Below are 15181 nucleotides of genomic sequence, written 5' to 3' on the forward strand. Positions count from 1 at the left end.
TCCATTGTAGGATCGAGACTGGCTTTGGCCAAGAGACAGGCACGATGGAAATGACCCAGGAGGCGACGTGACCCAGGGGCCGCTCACGACGGAGGCCGGTGCTCCGGTTGCCGACAACCAGAACAGCGAGACGGCGGGCGTCGGCGGCCCGGTGCTCGTCCAGGACCAGCTCCTGCTGGAGAAGCTCGCCCACTTCAACCGCGAGCGCATCCCGGAGCGCGTGGTGCACGCCCGTGGCGCCGGCGCCTACGGCACCTTCACGGTCACGGCCGACGTCACCCAGTACACGCGTGCCAAGTTCCTCTCCGAGGTCGGCAAGCAGACGGAGACCTTCCTCCGCTTCTCGACCGTGGCGGGCAACCTCGGCGCCGCCGACGCGGTCCGCGACCCGCGCGGCTGGGCGCTGAAGTTCTACACCGAAGAGGGCAACTACGACCTCGTCGGCAACAACACCCCGGTGTTCTTCATCAAGGACGCCATCAAGTTCCCCGACTTCATCCACACCCAGAAGCGCGACCCCTACACGGGCAGCCAGGAGGCGGACAACGTCTGGGACTTCTGGGGCCTGTCTCCGGAGTCGACGCACCAGGTGACCTGGCTGTTCGGCGACCGCGGCATCCCGGCGTCGTACCGGCACATGAACGGCTACGGCTCCCACACCTACCAGTGGAGCAACGAGGCCGGCGAGGTCTTCTGGGTCAAGTACCACTTCAAGACCGACCAGGGGATCAAGAACCTCACCGCCGAGGAGGCCGCAAGGCTCGCCGGTGAGGACCCCGACTCCCACCAGCGCGACCTGCGCGAGGCCATCGAGCGCGGCGAGTACCCGACCTGGACCGTGCAGGTGCAGATCATGCCGGCGGCCGACGCGGCGGCCTACCGCTTCAACCCGTTCGACCTCACCAAGGTGTGGCCGCACGAGGACTACCCGCCGATCGAGATCGGCAAGCTGGAGCTCAACCGCAACCCGGAGAACATCTTCGCCGAGGTCGAGCAGTCGATCTTCAGCCCCGCCCACTTCGTGCCGGGCATCGGTCCCTCCCCGGACAAAATGCTCCAGGGCCGCCTCTTCGCGTACGGCGACGCCCACCGCTACCGCGTCGGCATCAACGCCGACCACCTGCCGGTGAACCGTCCGCACGCCACCGAGGCGCGCACCAACTCACGTGACGGCTACCTGTACGACGGCCGCCACAAGGGCGCGAAGAACTACGAGCCGAACAGCTTCGGCGGGCCGTTCCAGACGGACCGGCCGCTGTGGCAGCCCGTGCCGGTCTCCGGCGTCACCGGTGACCACGAGGCGGCGGTCCACGCCGAGGACAACGACTTCGTCCAGGCCGGCAACCTCTACCGCCTGATGTCGGACGAGGAGAAGGAGCGCCTGATCGGCAACCTGGCGGGCGCCATCTCGCAGGTCTCGCGCGAGGACATCGCCGAGCGCGCGATCGGCAACTTCCGTCAGGCGGACGGCGACTTCGGCAAGCGGCTGGAGGCCGCGGTCCAGGTCCTGCGCGGCTGATCTCCAGCACTGGACCGCTTGTCGTGGACGGCGGGCCGGATCCCTTCGGGGGTCCGGCCCGCCGGCGTGAGTTCAGGCCGTGCCCGCACCCGCGGCCGCCACGTGCTGCCGGACCGGCGCCCAGCAGCGGATGATGTCGCGGACCGAGACGATGCCCGCGGGCTCGTCGTGGTCCAGGACGATGAGGTGCCGGAAGCCGCCGCGGGTCATGGCCCGGGCCGCCTCCTCCAGGGTCCAGGACGGCGCGGCGAACACGACGTCGGTGGTGGTGTGCGCGTGTACACGCTCCGTGTCCGGGTTCTGGCCCAGGCCCACGGAGTTGAGGACGTCGCGTTCGGTGAGGATGCCGATGCCGCCTGCGTCCGGGTCGTGGACGACGGCGGCGCCGACGTGGCGCGCGGACATCAGGGCCGCCGCCTGTCGGAGGGTGTGTGCGGGACCGATGGTGAGGACCACCGTGCTCATGGCGTCGCGGACGAGCATGGGATGGAGCCACCTCCTCGGGGAATCCGGCTGATGCGTGCCCGGCGCCGAAGGCGCCTGTGGATCACTGCACAAGTTCACAAGTGAGGGAACTCCCAGAGTCTCAGGCAAAGCGGGGGCCAACAAGGGGGCGTGCGCGGTCGGCCGGGGGCGCGCGCACGCGGCCCCTGTCGAGCGTCAGCGCTGGTTGAGATACCCGAGCATCTCGTCGTGCAGCAGCCCGTTGGACGCGGCGGCGTTGCCGCTGTGCGGACCGGGGCGGCCGTCGAGGCCGGTGAAGGTGCCGCCGGCCTCGGTCACGATGATCGCGTTCGCGGCCATGTCCCACAGGGACAGCTCCGGCTCGGCGCAGAAGTCGATCGAGCCCTCGGCGACCATCATGTACGGCCAGAAGTCGCCGTAGGCGCGGGTGCGCCAGACCGCGCGGGTCAGGTCCAGGAAGCCGTCCAGCCGGCCCCGCTCCTCCCAGCCGCCGAGCGAGGAGTACGAGAAGGAGGCGTCGGCGAGTTCCGCCACGCGGGACACCTGGAGCCTGCTCGCCTGCGCCAGGCTGCGGCCCGTGAAGGCGCCGTGGCCCTTGGCGGCCCACCAGCGGCGGCCCAGGGCGGGGGCGGAGACGACGCCCACGACGGGCTGGTAGCCGCCCGCGCCGGCCTCCATCAGGGAGATGAGAGTGGCCCAGACCGGGACGCCGCGCACGTAGTTCTTGGTGCCGTCGATCGGGTCGACGACCCAGCGGCGGGGGCCGGTGCCCTCGATGCCGTACTCCTCGCCGAGGACCGCGTCGCGGGGACGGGCGCGTTGCAACTGGCCGCGGATGAGTTCTTCCGCCGCCTTGTCCGCTTCGCTGACCGGGGTCATGTCCGGCTTCGTCTCGACCTTGAGGTCGAGGGCCTTGAAACGGTCCATGGTCGCGGCGTCGGCGGCGTCCGCGAGGACGTGGGCCAGGCGCAGGTCGTCGAGGTAGTCCGGCATGCGAGAACCGTATCCGTCCGGGGCGACACGGGGCTACGGGGGGCCGGGTGGCCCGGTGTGCGGAAGTGCCGCGCGACGCGGGTGCGGCGCCCGCAGTGGTGCGCACGCTGTCACGGACCCTTGACAGTGCGTTCGGGGGCGTCAAATCTGGGCGCAGAGCCGCTCGCCCCAGGGAGGCGATGATGCCTGCAGCGCGGGAATCCCTGCTGGACGCCGCCTACACGGCGCTGACACGGCGGCCGTGGTCCGCGGTACGGATGGTCGACGTGGCCGCGGCGGCCGGGGTCTCCCGGCAGACGCTGTACAACGAGTTCGGCAGCAAGGAGGGGTTCGCGCGGGCCCTGGTCAGGCGAGAGGCGGACGGCTATCTCGCCGGGGTCGAACGGGCCCTGACCGCCCCCGCCGACCCGCGCGAGCGGCTCACCGCCGCCGCCGAGTGGACCGTCTCCGCCGCCCGGGACAACGCGCTGGTGAAGGCGATGCTCACCGGCTGCTGGAGCGGACGGCTGCCCTCGCCGACGCTGTCGGCGGTGCCGTCCTCCAGCGCGGTTCCGGCCCAGCGCCGGGCCGACGGCCCGCTGCCGTCGCCCGGCGACTTCGTGGCGATCGTCCGCGACCGTGCCGTGACCCTGCTCTCCGCCCCCGGCACACCCAGGGCGGACACCGCCGAACTGGCCCGCGCCTGCGAGCTGGTGATCCGTCTCGCCCTGTCGTGCGTGGCGGCGCCGCCGGGCCAGGGCGGGGTCGCCGAACTGGTACGCGGCGCGCTCCCGCGCCAACCGGCCTGACCCGTCCGCTCTCCGCGCCGTCGCGTCAGTGCGTGGAGCCGGACAGCTGGAGCCCGATCACCCCGATGATGACCAGGCTGATCGAGACGATCTTCAGCGTGGAGACCAGGTCGCCGAGGAAGACCATGCCGTAGATCGCGGTGCCCGCCGCGCCGATGCCGGTCCACACCGCGTACGCGGGACCCACGTCGAGCTTCTTCAGGGACAGGGTGAGCAGACCGAAACTGCCCAGGGCGAAGCAGCAGAAGGCGATGGTCGGCCAGAGCCGCGTGAAGCCGTGCGACAGTTTCAGGCACACGGCGAAGCCGGTCTCGAGCAACCCGGCAACGATGACCAGCAGCCACGCCATGTGCTGTCCTCCCGTGGGTCCGCATGCCGTGACCGCTTGGTCGTGCTTGGGGCAGGTCATGATCCGGCTCCGTGCGATTATGCACTTGCCGGACCGCACCGCACCCAAACAACGCGGAGGTCAGTCGCCTTCCTTGCGCTCCCGCGTGGCCAGCAGGCGGCGCAGCGAGTACAGCCGGGCCGGGTCCGCGTGCCCCTCGGCGACCCACGCGTCCAGCGCGCAGTCCGGCTCGTCGTGGCTGCACGCACGCGGGCAGCCCTCGGTGCCCGGTTCCAGGTCGGGGAAGGCGTGGATGACCCGGGACGGATCGATGTGCGCGAGCCCGAACGACCGTACGCCCGGGGTGTCCACGACCCAGCCGTCCGCGCCCGCCAGCGGCAGCGCGAGCGCGGAGGTGGTGGTGTGCCGGCCCCGGCCGGTCACCGCGTTCACATGTCCCGTCACCCGCCGCCGCTCCGTCGGCACCAGCGCGTTGACGAGTGTCGTCTTGCCCACGCCGGAGTGGCCGACGAACGCCGTGACCTTCCCGTCGAGATGTTCGCGCACCCGGTCCGCGGCGGCGCCGGCGTCCAGCTCCGCGCGGCTGGTGACGACGTAGGGGATGTCCAGATCCCCGTACAGCCCCAGGAGTTTGTCCGGCGGGGCCAGGTCCGACTTCGTCAGGACCAGCAGCGGCTCCAGACCGCCGTCGTACGCCGCCACCAGGCAGCGGTCGATCAGCCGGGGGCGCGGCTCGGGGTCGGCCAGCGCGGTGACGATGGCCAGTTGGTCGGCGTTCGCGACGACCACGCGCTCATAGGGGTCGTCGTCGTCCGCGGTGCGGCGCAGGACCGAGGCCCGCTCCTCGATGCGGACGATGCGCGCGAGGGTGTCCTTCTTTCCGGAGAGGTCACCGACCAGGGCCACCCGGTCGCCCACGACGGCGGCCTTGCGGCCGAGTTCGCGGGCCTTCATCGCGACGATCGCGCGGTCGTCGACGAGGCACGTCAGCCGTCCCCGGTCGACGGTGAGGACCATGCCCTCGGCGGCGTCCTCGTGCTTGGGGCGGATGTTCGTGCGCGGCCGGTTGCCCCTTCGGTTGGGGCGGCTGCGGATGTCGTCCTCGTCGGTGTGCTTGCCGTAGCGGCGCATGGCGTGATCCCCGCGTCCCTACGCCCCGAGCATCCCGGTCCACAGATCGGGGAAGTCCGGCAGTGTCTTCGCCGTCGTCGCCACGTTCTCGATCTGCACGCCCTCGACCGCCAGGCCGATGATCGCGCCGGCCGTCGCCATGCGGTGGTCGTCATAGGTGTGGAAGACCCCGCCGTGCAGGCGGCGCGGGCGGATGCGCAGGCCGTCGGCCGTCTCGGTCACGTCACCGCCGAGCTCGTTGATCTCCTTGGTCAGCGCGGCCAGGCGGTCGGTCTCGTGCAGCCGCAGATGGGCCACGCCCCGCAGAGTCGAGGGCGAGTCCGCGAGCGCGGCGACGGCCGCGATGCCCGGGGTCAGCTCGCCGACCTCGCCGAGGTCCACGTCGATGCCGTGCACGGCACCCGAACCGGTGAACACCAGGCCGTAGTCGGTGAGTTCGCAGGAACCACCCATCTCGGTGAAGATCTTCCGCAGCCGGTCACCCGGCTGGGTCGTCCGGGCCGGCCAGTCGGGGATGACGACCTTGCCGCCGGTCACCAGCGCCGCCGCGAGGAAGGGCTGGGCGTTGGACAGGTCGGGTTCCACGACCAGGTCCCGGCCGAGCAGGGCGCCCGGGGTGACCCGCCAGACGTTCGGCTCGCCGCCCGACTCGGGGGTGTCCACCTGGGCGCCGACCGCCCGCAGCATGTCGACCGTCATCCGGATGTGCGGCAGCGACGGCAGCGAAGACCCGGTGTGCCGGACCTCCACGCCCTGGTTGAAGCGCGGTCCGGACAGCAGCAGGGCGCTGACGAACTGGGACGAGGAGGAGGCGTCGATCTCGACAGGCCCGCCATCCAGCGCGCCGCTGCCGTGCACGGTCATCGGCAGCGCGCCGCGGCCGTCGTCGTCGATCCGGGCGCCGAGGACGCGCAGTGCGTCGATGACGCCGTCCAGCGGGCGCTCGTACGACCGCGGGTCGCCGTCGAAGCGGATGGGGCCGTCGGCCAGCGCGGCGACCGGCGGCAGGAAGCGCATCACCGTGCCGGCGTTGCCGACGTCGACCGTGGCCGGGCCGTGCAGCCCCGCGGGGATCACCCGCCAGGCCTCCCCGGTGCCGTCCGGCCCCACGCCCTCGTCGATGCCGACGCCCATGGCCCGCAGCGCGCCGGCCATCAGCAGCGTGTCGCGGGAGCGCAGCGGGCGGCGCAGCCAGCCCGGCTCGGAGGCGAGGGCGGCGAGCACCAGGGCACGGTTGGTGACGGACTTCGACCCCGGCACGTGGACCGTCGCGTCGACGGCTCCGCTCGCGTGCGGGGCGGGCCAGAGGGCGGTGTGCGCGGGGTTCGGGGCCATGGTCCCCACCTTAATGGGCGGCCGTGGTTCGGGTACGGCCGCGTAGTCGCTGGTCGCGCCCCACTGCGGAGCCGCACACCGGCACGCTCGCACGCCCCCTCGGAGCCCGTCGCCGCCTTCCCGCCCGCCCGGCGACGAGGGAGGCCGGAGGGACCGCCTCACCCCGCCAGCAGCCACCGCCCGCCGCCGATCAGCGAGCACAGCGACACCGCGTGGAACAGGAACAGCCACAGCGCCGCCGGGACGTGCGTCAGCCGCGACAACTGGTCCGCGTCCGAGTCCCCGGCGCCCCCGCGCGCCCGCTTGGCCTGGAGCTCGAAGGCCGGGCGCACCCCGCCGAGCAGCAGGAACCACACCACCACGTACGCGAACGCGGCCTGCACCTGGGGCCCGGTCAGCCAGGACACCAGCAGGAACGTGCCGCCGGTGAGGAGCACGGTGAGCGCCCCGTAGGCGTTGCGGATCATCACCAGCATCGCCACCAGCAGCGCCGTGGCCACCCACAGCAGCAGCGTGATGCGACCGGTGGCGAGCAGGGCCGCGCCGCCCAGGCCCAGCAGCGGGGGAGCGGTGTAGCCGGCCGCCGCCGTGAGGATCATGCCGACGCCGTGCGGCTTGCCCCGGCTGACGGTCAGGCCGCTGGTGTCGGAGTGCAGGCGTATACCGGTCAGCGTCCGTCCGGTGAGCAGCGCCACCAGCCCGTGCCCGCCCTCGTGCGCGATGGTGATCGCGTTGCGCGAGACACGCCACAGGCCGTGCGGGACGACCACCGCGAGCGCGGCGGCCGCGGTGATGAGCACCACCCACAGGTCGGGGTCGGGCTGGGTGCCGACGAGCCGGTCCCAGAGATCGGGCAGCGCGGTGGCGGCGAGGCTGTCCATGTTTCCGAGTGGCTCCCTGTCCGTGTGCGCGGTCTGGCAGTGTTGCACGTATGTGCGGACGGTATGCAGCGAGTCGCGGCCCCGAGGATCTCGCCGGAGTCTTCGAGGTCGAGAAGTGGGACCCGGAGGAGACCCTGGAGCCCGACTACAACGTGGCCCCGACCAAGGAGGTCCACGTCGTCCTGGACCGTCCTTTGAAGGACGCCGACGACCGCAGCCCGGTTCGCCAGCTGCGGAAGCTGAGGTGGGGGCTCGTCCCGTCCTGGTCGAAGTCCCCCGAGGGCGCCGCCCGGATGATCAACGCGCGCGCGGAGACCGTGCACGAGAAGCCGTCGTACCGCCGCGCCTTCGCCGCCCGGCGCTGTGTCGTGCCCGCCGACGGCTACTACGAGTGGGTCACGGGCACCCAGGAGCGGGATCTGGAGGTCGAGGGCAGGCGCAAGCGGCCGCGCAAGCAGCCCTACTTCGTGACCCCGGCGGACGGATCGGTCTTCGCGATGGCCGGGCTCTACGAGTTCTGGCGGGACCGGACACTGCCCGACGACCACCCGCGGGCCTGGTGGGCGACCTGCTCGGTGATCACCACGGACGCCGAGCAGACCCCGCTGGCGGTGGCCCCGGCCGAGGGACCGAGCTCGCTGGCCGACATCCACCCCCGGATGCCGCTGATGCTGACCCCGGACCGCTGGGACGCCTGGCTGGATCCGGCCCGCACCGGCCCGGACGACCTGCGCGCGCTGCTCACCCCACCGCCTCCCGGCCTGATGCGCGCCTACGCGGTGTCCACGGCCGTCAGCAACGTCCGCAACAACGGACCGGAGCTGCTCGAGGAGCTCGCGGCACCGGAAGAGGGCACACTCTTCTGACGTGAGCGACGTGAGCGACATGAGCGACCTGAGCGACGTGAGTGACGCAGCCGACGGGAACGACATGAGCGACGTGAGCGAGATCGTCGAGACGGAGGCGGGCGCGGCCCGGATCACCTGGCACCGGGCCCACGGGTCACGTCTGGTGCTCGCCGTGAGCCACGGAGCCGGCGGCGGCGTCGAGGCCCGCGACCTCCAGGCCCTGGCGCGCACACTCCCCGGGCACGGGGTCACCGTCGCACTGGTCGAGCAGCCCTGGCGGGTGGCCGGCAAGAAGGTGGCGCCCGCGCCGCGGACGCTGGACGCCGGCTGGCGCGGCCTGTGGCCCGCCGTCACCGGGCCGGGGCTGCCGGTGGTCGCCGGCGGCCGGAGCGCCGGGGCACGTGTCGCCTGCCGTACGGCGGCCGAGCTGGGCGCGCACGCCGTGCTCGCCCTCAGCTTCCCGCTGCACCCGCCGAGCAGGCCCGAGAAGTCCCGCGCCGACGAGCTGCTCGGCGCGGGGGTGCCCACGCTCGTCGTCCAGGGCGGCAACGACCCGTTCGGCAGGCCCGGGGAGTTCCCGGAGGGTCCCTACCGGCTCGTCGAGGTGCCGTACGGCGATCACGGCTTCGTCGTGCCGAAGCGGGCGGGGATCACGCAGGACCAGGTCCTGGAGATCATCACCGAGAGCGTCGCCCAGTGGATCGCGTCACTCCCGTGACCCCCGGGAATGCCTGGCGGACCGCCGCTGTTGAGCCGGTCAGTAGTGCCGCTCAGCGGCGCCGACGTCACACGAGAGGAAGTCCGCCGCATGGGTTCGACCGTTTGCCCGAGCCGCAGCAGCCGCACTGACCTGGACTGGACGGTGCTGCACGCGGCGAGGACCGCTCCTGTTCGAGCGGCGGCAGGCACGCGTCGTCGTCTATCCTCCGATTCGAGTGGAACCGCATTCGGTGCCACGACGTCGCTTGAGGAGGTGGGTCCGGTTCCCGGTACCGACGCAGGGACCGACAACGGCCAGGCGGAGCAGCCCGAGGGCCGGGGCACGGGCGTGGGCGCATCCGCGGAGTCGACGGCCGCACGCAGCGCGCGCTTCGAGCGGGACGCGCTGGAATTCCTCGACCAGATGTACTCGGCCGCCCTGCGCATGACGCGCAACCCGGCCGACGCCGAGGACCTGGTGCAGGAGACGTACGCCAAGGCGTACGCGTCCTTCCACCAGTTCCGCGAGGGCACCAACCTCAAGGCGTGGCTGTACCGGATCCTCACCAACACCTTCATCAACTCCTACCGCAAGAAGCAGCGCGAGCCGCAGCGCAGTGCCGCCGAGGAGATCGAGGACTGGCAGCTCGCCCGTGCCGAGTCGCACATGTCGACCGGTCTGCGCTCCGCCGAGTCGCAGGCGCTCGACCACCTGCCCGACTCGGACGTGAAGGAAGCGCTCCAGGCGATCCCCGAGGAATTCCGCATCGCCGTCTACCTCGCGGACGTAGAAGGCTTTGCGTACAAGGAGATCGCGGACATCATGGGGACACCCATCGGGACGGTGATGTCCCGGCTGCACCGGGGCCGCCGTCAACTCCGCGGCATGCTCGAGGACTACGCCCGCGAGCGCGGACTGGTCCCGGCCGGCGCCGGAGAGTCGAACGAAGCGAAAGGCTCGGGCTCATGAGCTGCGGAGACCCGCACGAGACGGACTGCAGTGAGGTACTCGACCACCTCTACGAGTTCCTCGACAGTGAGATGCCGGACGTCGATCGCACCAAGTTCGAGCACCACTTCGAGGAGTGCTCGCCGTGCCTCGAGAAGTACGGCCTTGAGCAGGCCGTGAAGAAACTGGTCAAGCGGTGCTGCGGGCATGACGACGTCCCCGCCGACCTGCGCGCCAAGGTCATGGGGCGGCTCGATCTGATCCGCTCCGGCCAGGCCGTCCCCGAGCACGACGTGACCGCGGCACCGGTGACTCCGCAGGAGTCCTGAGCCGCCGCGCGCGGACGCCCGCGCGGCGCCCCGCCGGACACCCCTCGCACCCACCGCCCGCACCCGGCGCTCGCACAGACGTCGGACGCGCCTCGGACATGCGTGCGGACCCGCTTCGGGCACCCACCCGGAGGCTCTTCACCCGAACGTGCTAATCCCCGGGTCTTCGGCCCGTGGACTCCCGGCTGTGCGCCCTACGCTCCCACCCTGGACAGGCATGACGGGGGAGGGGCGGCATGGAGGCGGTTCCACCGCGGGCCCGTGCGTACGTCGCCTGTACCGTCCTCGGCGCCCTGGCCTGTCTGCTGCCGCTGCCGGTGACGCCCACCCCCTGGTGGGCGGTCGCCCTGCTCACCGCGCTGTACGCCGGGTGCAGGCAGTTCGCCCGGCTCGGCTTCGCCGGACCCTTCTACCCCGTACTGCTCGCGGCGGTCTTCCTGCTGCCGCCGCCCGCCGCCGCGCTCGTCCCGCTGCCCGGTGTCCTGCTCGCCCGCGCCGGACGGCGGCCCGAGGGGCTGCGCCGGATCTGGCGGGCCGCGCAGCTCGCCCTCGCGGTGTGGGCGGCCGCCCGGGTGCACGGGGCGCTGGGCGGCCGGGACGCCGTCGGCGGGTGCGACTTCCCCTATGTCCTCCTCCCCGCGGGCGCCGCCGTGCTCGCCTTCTGCCTGGTGCTGACGGCGCTGGACGGCGGGGTTCTCGCGCTCGCCGAGCACGTGCCGGTACGGCGCGCCTGGCAGGAGCTGTTCGCCCGGTCGCCGGCGCCCATCGCGGTGCACGGGCTCGCGGGGCTGATGATGGCCGTGCTGTGGCTCAGCCCCTACGGTCCGGTCGCCGCGCTGCTCGTGCTGCTGCCGATGTGCGTGTCCGGCTGGGTGTACGCCCAGTACCACCGGGAGCGGTCCGCGCACCGGGCCACCATCCGCGCGCTGGTGCAGGCCGTCGACATCAAGGACGGCTACACGCGCGGGCACAGCGAGCGGGTGGGGCAGGCCTCCATGCTGATCGCGCGCGAGCTCGGCATGGACGACGAGCGGGTCGAGGTGCTGCGGTTCGCGGGCATCCTGCACGACGTGGGCAAGCTGGGCGTCCCCACCCGGCTGCTGCGCAAGGACGGGCCGCTGACCCCCGAGGAGCGGCGCGTGATCGAGCTGCACCCCGAGTACGGGCACGAGATGGTGCGCGGGATCTCCTTCCTGGGCGAGGCGCGCTCGGCGATCCTGCACCACCACGAGCGGCTCGACGGAGGCGGCTACCCGTACGGACTGGCAGGTGGTCAGATCCCGGAGAGCGCACGTGTGGTGGCCGTCGCGGACGCCTTCGACGCGATGACGTCCACCCGGTCCTACCGGCGGGCCCGGCCGGTGCCCGCCGCGCTGGCGGAGCTGGAGCGCTGCGCGGGCAGCCAGTTCGACCCGCGGATGGTCACGGCGCTGGTCCGGGCCCTGGACCGGTACGGCTGGCACCCGGCCGTGACCGCGCAGGACGGTACGCCCGTCGCCCCGCCGGCACCGTTCCGTGCCGTCCCCGGCACCACGGGCCCGACGGCGGCGGCTCTCGGCGGCGCGGAGGACGCGCCCGTCGTTCCGGCGGCGCGGCACGCCCCCGAGGGCGGTGGCCCCGGCGGCGCGCCGGGGCGGTCCGCGGGCGGCCGGCCGGAAGCCCGTCGATGAGCCGGTCCCTCCTGCTGCTCCTCGTCCGCGGCTCGGCGGTCCTGGTCGCCCTGCTGTCCCTCGCCGTCACCCTGTGGACCGGCCTCGAGGAGCGCGGGGCCGCCCTCGCCTTCGGGCTGCTGGTCCTCGTCGGCGAGCTGACCCGGTGGACCGGGTCCGAGGCCCGGGAGGCCGCGCCGCTCGGCGCAGCCGGGGCGCTGTCGTACGCCCTGCTGGGCGAGGACGCCGGCCTGCCCAGCCACCACGGCGCCTTCCAGGTCGTCGCCGTGGTGCTCGCCGCCTGCCTCCTGGGCGGAGTGCCGCACATCGCGCGCGGGCGCGGGCGGACGCTCGACCACCTGGTGCGGCGGATCCTCACCGTCGCCTTCGCCGCCGTCTGCTTCCAACCCCTTTACGGCAAAGGGGCGTTCCGGGGGTGGGTCGGTCCGGCGTACGCCCTGCTGCTGCTCGCTCTCCTGGTGCTCACCGCGCTGTGCGGCGCCGTGCTCGCCGCCGTGCAGGCGCACTGCCGCACCCGGTGGCCGTTCGGCCCGCTGCTGCGGGAGGAACTGCGAAGCCTGCTCGGGATCGGTTCGGCGGTGTGCGCGACCGGCGCGGTCATGGCCCTCGCCGTCGCCGTGGCCGGACTGTGGGCGCTGCCCGTGTTCTCGCTGCCGCTGCTGCTCACCCAGCTGTCCCTCAGACGGTACGCGGCCGTGCGGAGGACCTATCGGCAGACCATCGCCTCCCTGGCCCGGGCCACCGAGGTCGCCGGGTACACCCCGGCCGGGCACGCCCGGCGGGTGGCCGCGCTCAGCCGGGCCGTGGGCCGGGACCTGGGCCTGACCGAACCGGAGCTGACCGTCCTGGAGCACGCGGCCCTGATGCACGACATCGGGCAGCTCAGCCTGGTCGACCCGGTGCCCGCCGGGGCCACCGCGGGGCTGCCCGCCGAGGAGCAGCGGCGGATCGCGCTGCTCGGCGGGGCCGTGGTGCGGCAGACCGGGGTCGACGCCCGGGTCGCGGTGGTGGTGGAGCGGCAGGCCGACCCCTGCCCGGAGCAGCCGCTGCCCGCGCGGATCGTGCGGGCGGTCAACGCCTACGAGGAGAAGGCCCGCGACGCCGGGCCCGGCGGCCCGCTCACGGCCCTGGAGGAACTGCGGCTGGCGGGGGCCGGCGCGTACGCCCCCGAGGTGGTGGAGTCACTGGGCCGGGTGCTGTCGCGGGACCGCCTGACCCTTCCCGCCGAGGGGTAACCCATGGGTAATGAGCGTCCCTCCAGTCGTACGTGGTTGGATGCGAATGAGAGGGTGTCCGGGGGCAGAAGCCGACCCACTCGACGGAACTGGCAGGCGGGAATCGTGAGGATCTTCGGCAAGGGACGGCACCGGCCCTCCGCCTCCTGGCGGCAGGCCACCGACCGGGCGTTCACGCTGATCGGCGACGGCCGGTACGAGGACGCGGGCGCGCTGCTGACACGCGCCGCCGATCTGGAGCCCTGGCTGGCCGAGTCCTGGTTCAACCTCGCCCTGCTGCACAAGTTCCGGCACGACTGGGAGCAGGCGAGGGCGGCGGGCCTGCGCGCCGTGGCCCTGCTGGAGAAGGAGACCGGGGCGCCGGACTGGTGGAACGTCGGCATCGCCGCCACCGCCCTCCAGGACTGGCCACTGGCCCGGCGGGCCTGGCAGGCGTACGGACTGAAGGTGCCCGGAAGCGCGGCCGCCGCCGGGGAGCCGATGGGCATGGAGCTGGGCAGCGCGGCCGTGCGGCTGTCGCCGGAGGGCGAGGCCGAGGTGGTCTGGGGCCGGCGCCTGGACCCGGCCCGGATCGAGGTGCTGTCCATCCCGCTGCCCTCCTCGGGGCGGCGCTGGGGCGAGGTCGTGCTGCACGACGGCGTGCCCCACGGGGAGCGGACCACCGCGGTCGGCCACACCTACCCCGTGTTCGACGAGATCGAGCTGTGGGCGCCCTCGCCGGTGCCCACCTGGGTGGTCCTGCTCGAGGCCGCCACCGAGGCCGACCGGGACGCGCTGGAGCAGCTCGCCGCCGACGCCGGCTTCGCCGCCGAGGACTGGTCGTCGTCCGTACGGCTGCTGTGCCGGATGTGCTCGGAGTCGCGGATGCCGTCCGACGAGGGCGACGGCGTGCACCTCGACCCGCACGACCACAGTGAGCCGGGGCACCCGGGACCGCTCGGGCACCGCACCGACGGGCAGCTGTGGGTGCCGGAACGGGAGTGCGGAGTGGCCGCTCCGGCGTCGCTGGTCCGCGGGCTGCTGGACGGGTGGGTGGCCGACAGCCCGGACTCGCGGGACTGGCGGGACCTGGAAGAGGTCTGTTGAGGACGCCGGTCCGCTCAGGGCCCCGGGCGGGTCCGCCGTGGCCGGCCGAGTCCTCCCGGCACAGTCGCATATCGGACACTCCTGGGCCGGGTCGGGGGCGCGGGCCCCGTACTCTGTATCAGAATTCACTCCTCGTTCTTGTCAGGAAGGCGTACGTCGGTCATGGCGCAGCAGGACACCGATCAGCAGCACGCGGGCGTGCTCCCCGTCGACGACGAGGGGTACGTCGTCGACACGGAGGACTGCGAGGAGCGCGAGACGGCCTGGCGTGAGCGCGGCACCTCCCGGCCCATCACGGTCGTCGGGAACCCCGTGCTGCACAAGGAGTGCAGGGACGTCACCGACTTCGGCGAGGAGCTCCAGCAGCTGGTCGCCGACATGTTCGCCAGCCAGCACACCGCCGAGGGCGTGGGCCTGGCCGCCAACCAGATCGGCGTGGACCTGAAGGTCTTCGTCTACGACTGCCCGGACGACGAGGGCGCCCGGCACGCCGGGGTCGTCTGCAACCCCCGGCTGGTCGAGCTGCCCGCCGAGCGGCGCCGGCTGGACGACAGCAACGAGGGCTGCCTGTCCGTGCCCACCGCCTACGCTCCGCTCGCCCGCCCCGACTACGCCGAGGTGACCGGGCAGGACGAGCAGGGCAACCCGATCAAGGTGCGGGGAACCGGCTACTTCGCGCGGTGCCTCCAGCACGAGACGGACCACCTCTACGGCTACCTCTACATCGACCGGCTCTCCAAGCGTGAGCGCAAGGACGCGCTGCGGCAGATGGCCGAGAGCGAGCCGCGCTACCCCGTGGTCGCCAACGACTGAGCCTCTGCCGCCCGTTGGGGCGCGCATGGCCCGTGCACACGGCGCCCGACCGGAACGTCCGGTCGGGCGCCGTACTTGTGTCCTCACCCAC

16 protein-coding genes are annotated in these 15181 nt (G+C 72.9%); 10 read left to right on the top strand and 6 right to left on the bottom strand.

Going from position 1 to position 15181, the window contains the following annotated elements; all coding sequences use genetic code 11:
* The first annotated feature begins 67 nt into the window (after positions 1-67).
* Entirely contained in the window at positions 68-1519 is a 1452-nt protein-coding gene (locus tag ABZ818_RS15560; RefSeq protein ID WP_361414453.1) for a catalase, read from the top strand.
* A gap of 72 nt (positions 1520-1591) precedes the next feature.
* On the opposite strand, the gene ABZ818_RS15565 is transcribed toward ABZ818_RS15560, so the two are convergent.
* Together ABZ818_RS15565 and hisN are read right to left on the bottom strand one after the other, a co-directional pair.
* Positions 1592-2002, bottom strand: coding sequence for a CBS domain-containing protein (locus ABZ818_RS15565; protein ID WP_361414455.1), 411 nt, complete (start codon positions 2000-2002; stop codon positions 1592-1594).
* A 177-nt stretch (positions 2003-2179) separates the two neighbouring features.
* On the bottom strand, positions 2180-2977 hold the full coding sequence (gene hisN / locus ABZ818_RS15570; protein WP_361414457.1) for a histidinol-phosphatase: 798 nt from the start codon (positions 2975-2977) through the stop codon (positions 2180-2182).
* Between the two features lie 179 nt (positions 2978-3156).
* On the opposite strand from hisN, the gene ABZ818_RS15575 reads away from it, so the two are divergent.
* On the top strand, positions 3157-3765 hold the full coding sequence (locus ABZ818_RS15575) for a TetR/AcrR family transcriptional regulator (protein ID WP_361414459.1): 609 nt from the start codon (positions 3157-3159) through the stop codon (positions 3763-3765).
* A gap of 25 nt (positions 3766-3790) precedes the next feature.
* Here ABZ818_RS15575 and ABZ818_RS15580 read toward each other — a convergent pair whose 3' ends face one another.
* From ABZ818_RS15580 to ABZ818_RS15595, 4 genes are all read right to left on the bottom strand, one after another.
* Complete coding sequence (locus ABZ818_RS15580) at positions 3791-4114, bottom strand: multidrug efflux SMR transporter (protein ID WP_361414461.1); 324 nt, start codon at positions 4112-4114, stop codon at positions 3791-3793.
* A 120-nt stretch (positions 4115-4234) separates the two neighbouring features.
* Entirely contained in the window at positions 4235-5245 is a 1011-nt protein-coding gene (gene rsgA / locus ABZ818_RS15585; RefSeq protein WP_361414463.1) for a ribosome small subunit-dependent GTPase A, read from the bottom strand.
* Between the two features lie 18 nt (positions 5246-5263).
* Positions 5264-6580 (bottom strand): 3-phosphoshikimate 1-carboxyvinyltransferase, encoded by a 1317-nt coding sequence (gene aroA, locus ABZ818_RS15590; RefSeq protein ID WP_361414465.1) that lies wholly within the window; start codon positions 6578-6580, stop codon positions 5264-5266.
* Between the two features lie 158 nt (positions 6581-6738).
* Complete coding sequence (locus tag ABZ818_RS15595; RefSeq protein WP_361414467.1) at positions 6739-7461, bottom strand: M50 family metallopeptidase; 723 nt, start codon at positions 7459-7461, stop codon at positions 6739-6741.
* 50 nt (positions 7462-7511) lie between these two features.
* Here ABZ818_RS15595 and ABZ818_RS15600 point away from each other — a divergent pair, with 50 nt between their 5' ends.
* The 8 genes from ABZ818_RS15600 (at position 7512) to def (ending at position 15090) form a co-directional block, all read left to right on the top strand.
* Positions 7512-8327 carry an SOS response-associated peptidase gene (locus ABZ818_RS15600; RefSeq protein ID WP_361414469.1) on the top strand — a complete coding sequence of 272 codons (816 nt, stop codon included), beginning with the start codon at positions 7512-7514 and terminating at the stop codon, positions 8325-8327.
* 64 nt (positions 8328-8391) lie between these two features.
* The gene (locus tag ABZ818_RS15605; protein ID WP_361414616.1) at positions 8392-9027 is read left to right on the top strand and encodes an alpha/beta family hydrolase; all 636 of its coding nucleotides are present in this window, start codon (positions 8392-8394) and stop codon (positions 9025-9027) included.
* A 255-nt stretch (positions 9028-9282) separates the two neighbouring features.
* Positions 9283-9978: an RNA polymerase sigma factor SigR gene (gene sigR, locus ABZ818_RS15610; RefSeq protein ID WP_361414471.1), complete on the top strand. Its 696-nt coding sequence runs from the start codon at positions 9283-9285 to the stop codon at positions 9976-9978.
* Positions 9975-10286 carry a mycothiol system anti-sigma-R factor gene (gene rsrA / locus ABZ818_RS15615; RefSeq protein WP_361414473.1) on the top strand — a complete coding sequence of 104 codons (312 nt, stop codon included), beginning with the start codon at positions 9975-9977 and terminating at the stop codon, positions 10284-10286. The genes sigR and rsrA overlap by 4 nt, the downstream gene beginning before the upstream one ends.
* Positions 10287-10522: 236 nt before the next feature.
* Positions 10523-11956: an HD-GYP domain-containing protein gene (locus tag ABZ818_RS15620; protein WP_361414475.1), complete on the top strand. Its 1434-nt coding sequence runs from the start codon at positions 10523-10525 to the stop codon at positions 11954-11956.
* Positions 11953-13191, top strand: coding sequence for an HD domain-containing protein (locus ABZ818_RS15625; RefSeq protein ID WP_361414477.1), 1239 nt, complete (start codon positions 11953-11955; stop codon positions 13189-13191). Before ABZ818_RS15620 ends, ABZ818_RS15625 begins: the two co-directional genes overlap by 4 nt.
* A gap of 105 nt (positions 13192-13296) precedes the next feature.
* Positions 13297-14277, top strand: coding sequence for a hypothetical protein (locus ABZ818_RS15630; RefSeq protein ID WP_361414479.1), 981 nt, complete (start codon positions 13297-13299; stop codon positions 14275-14277).
* 162 nt (positions 14278-14439) lie between these two features.
* Positions 14440-15090, top strand: coding sequence for a peptide deformylase (gene def / locus ABZ818_RS15635; RefSeq protein WP_361414481.1), 651 nt, complete (start codon positions 14440-14442; stop codon positions 15088-15090).
* Positions 15091-15181 lie beyond the last annotated feature (91 nt).

It is taken from the genome of Streptomyces sp. NPDC047453 (genome assembly GCF_040643155.1).
In the GTDB taxonomy this organism is placed as follows: Bacteria; Actinomycetota; Actinomycetes; order Streptomycetales; family Streptomycetaceae; genus Streptomyces.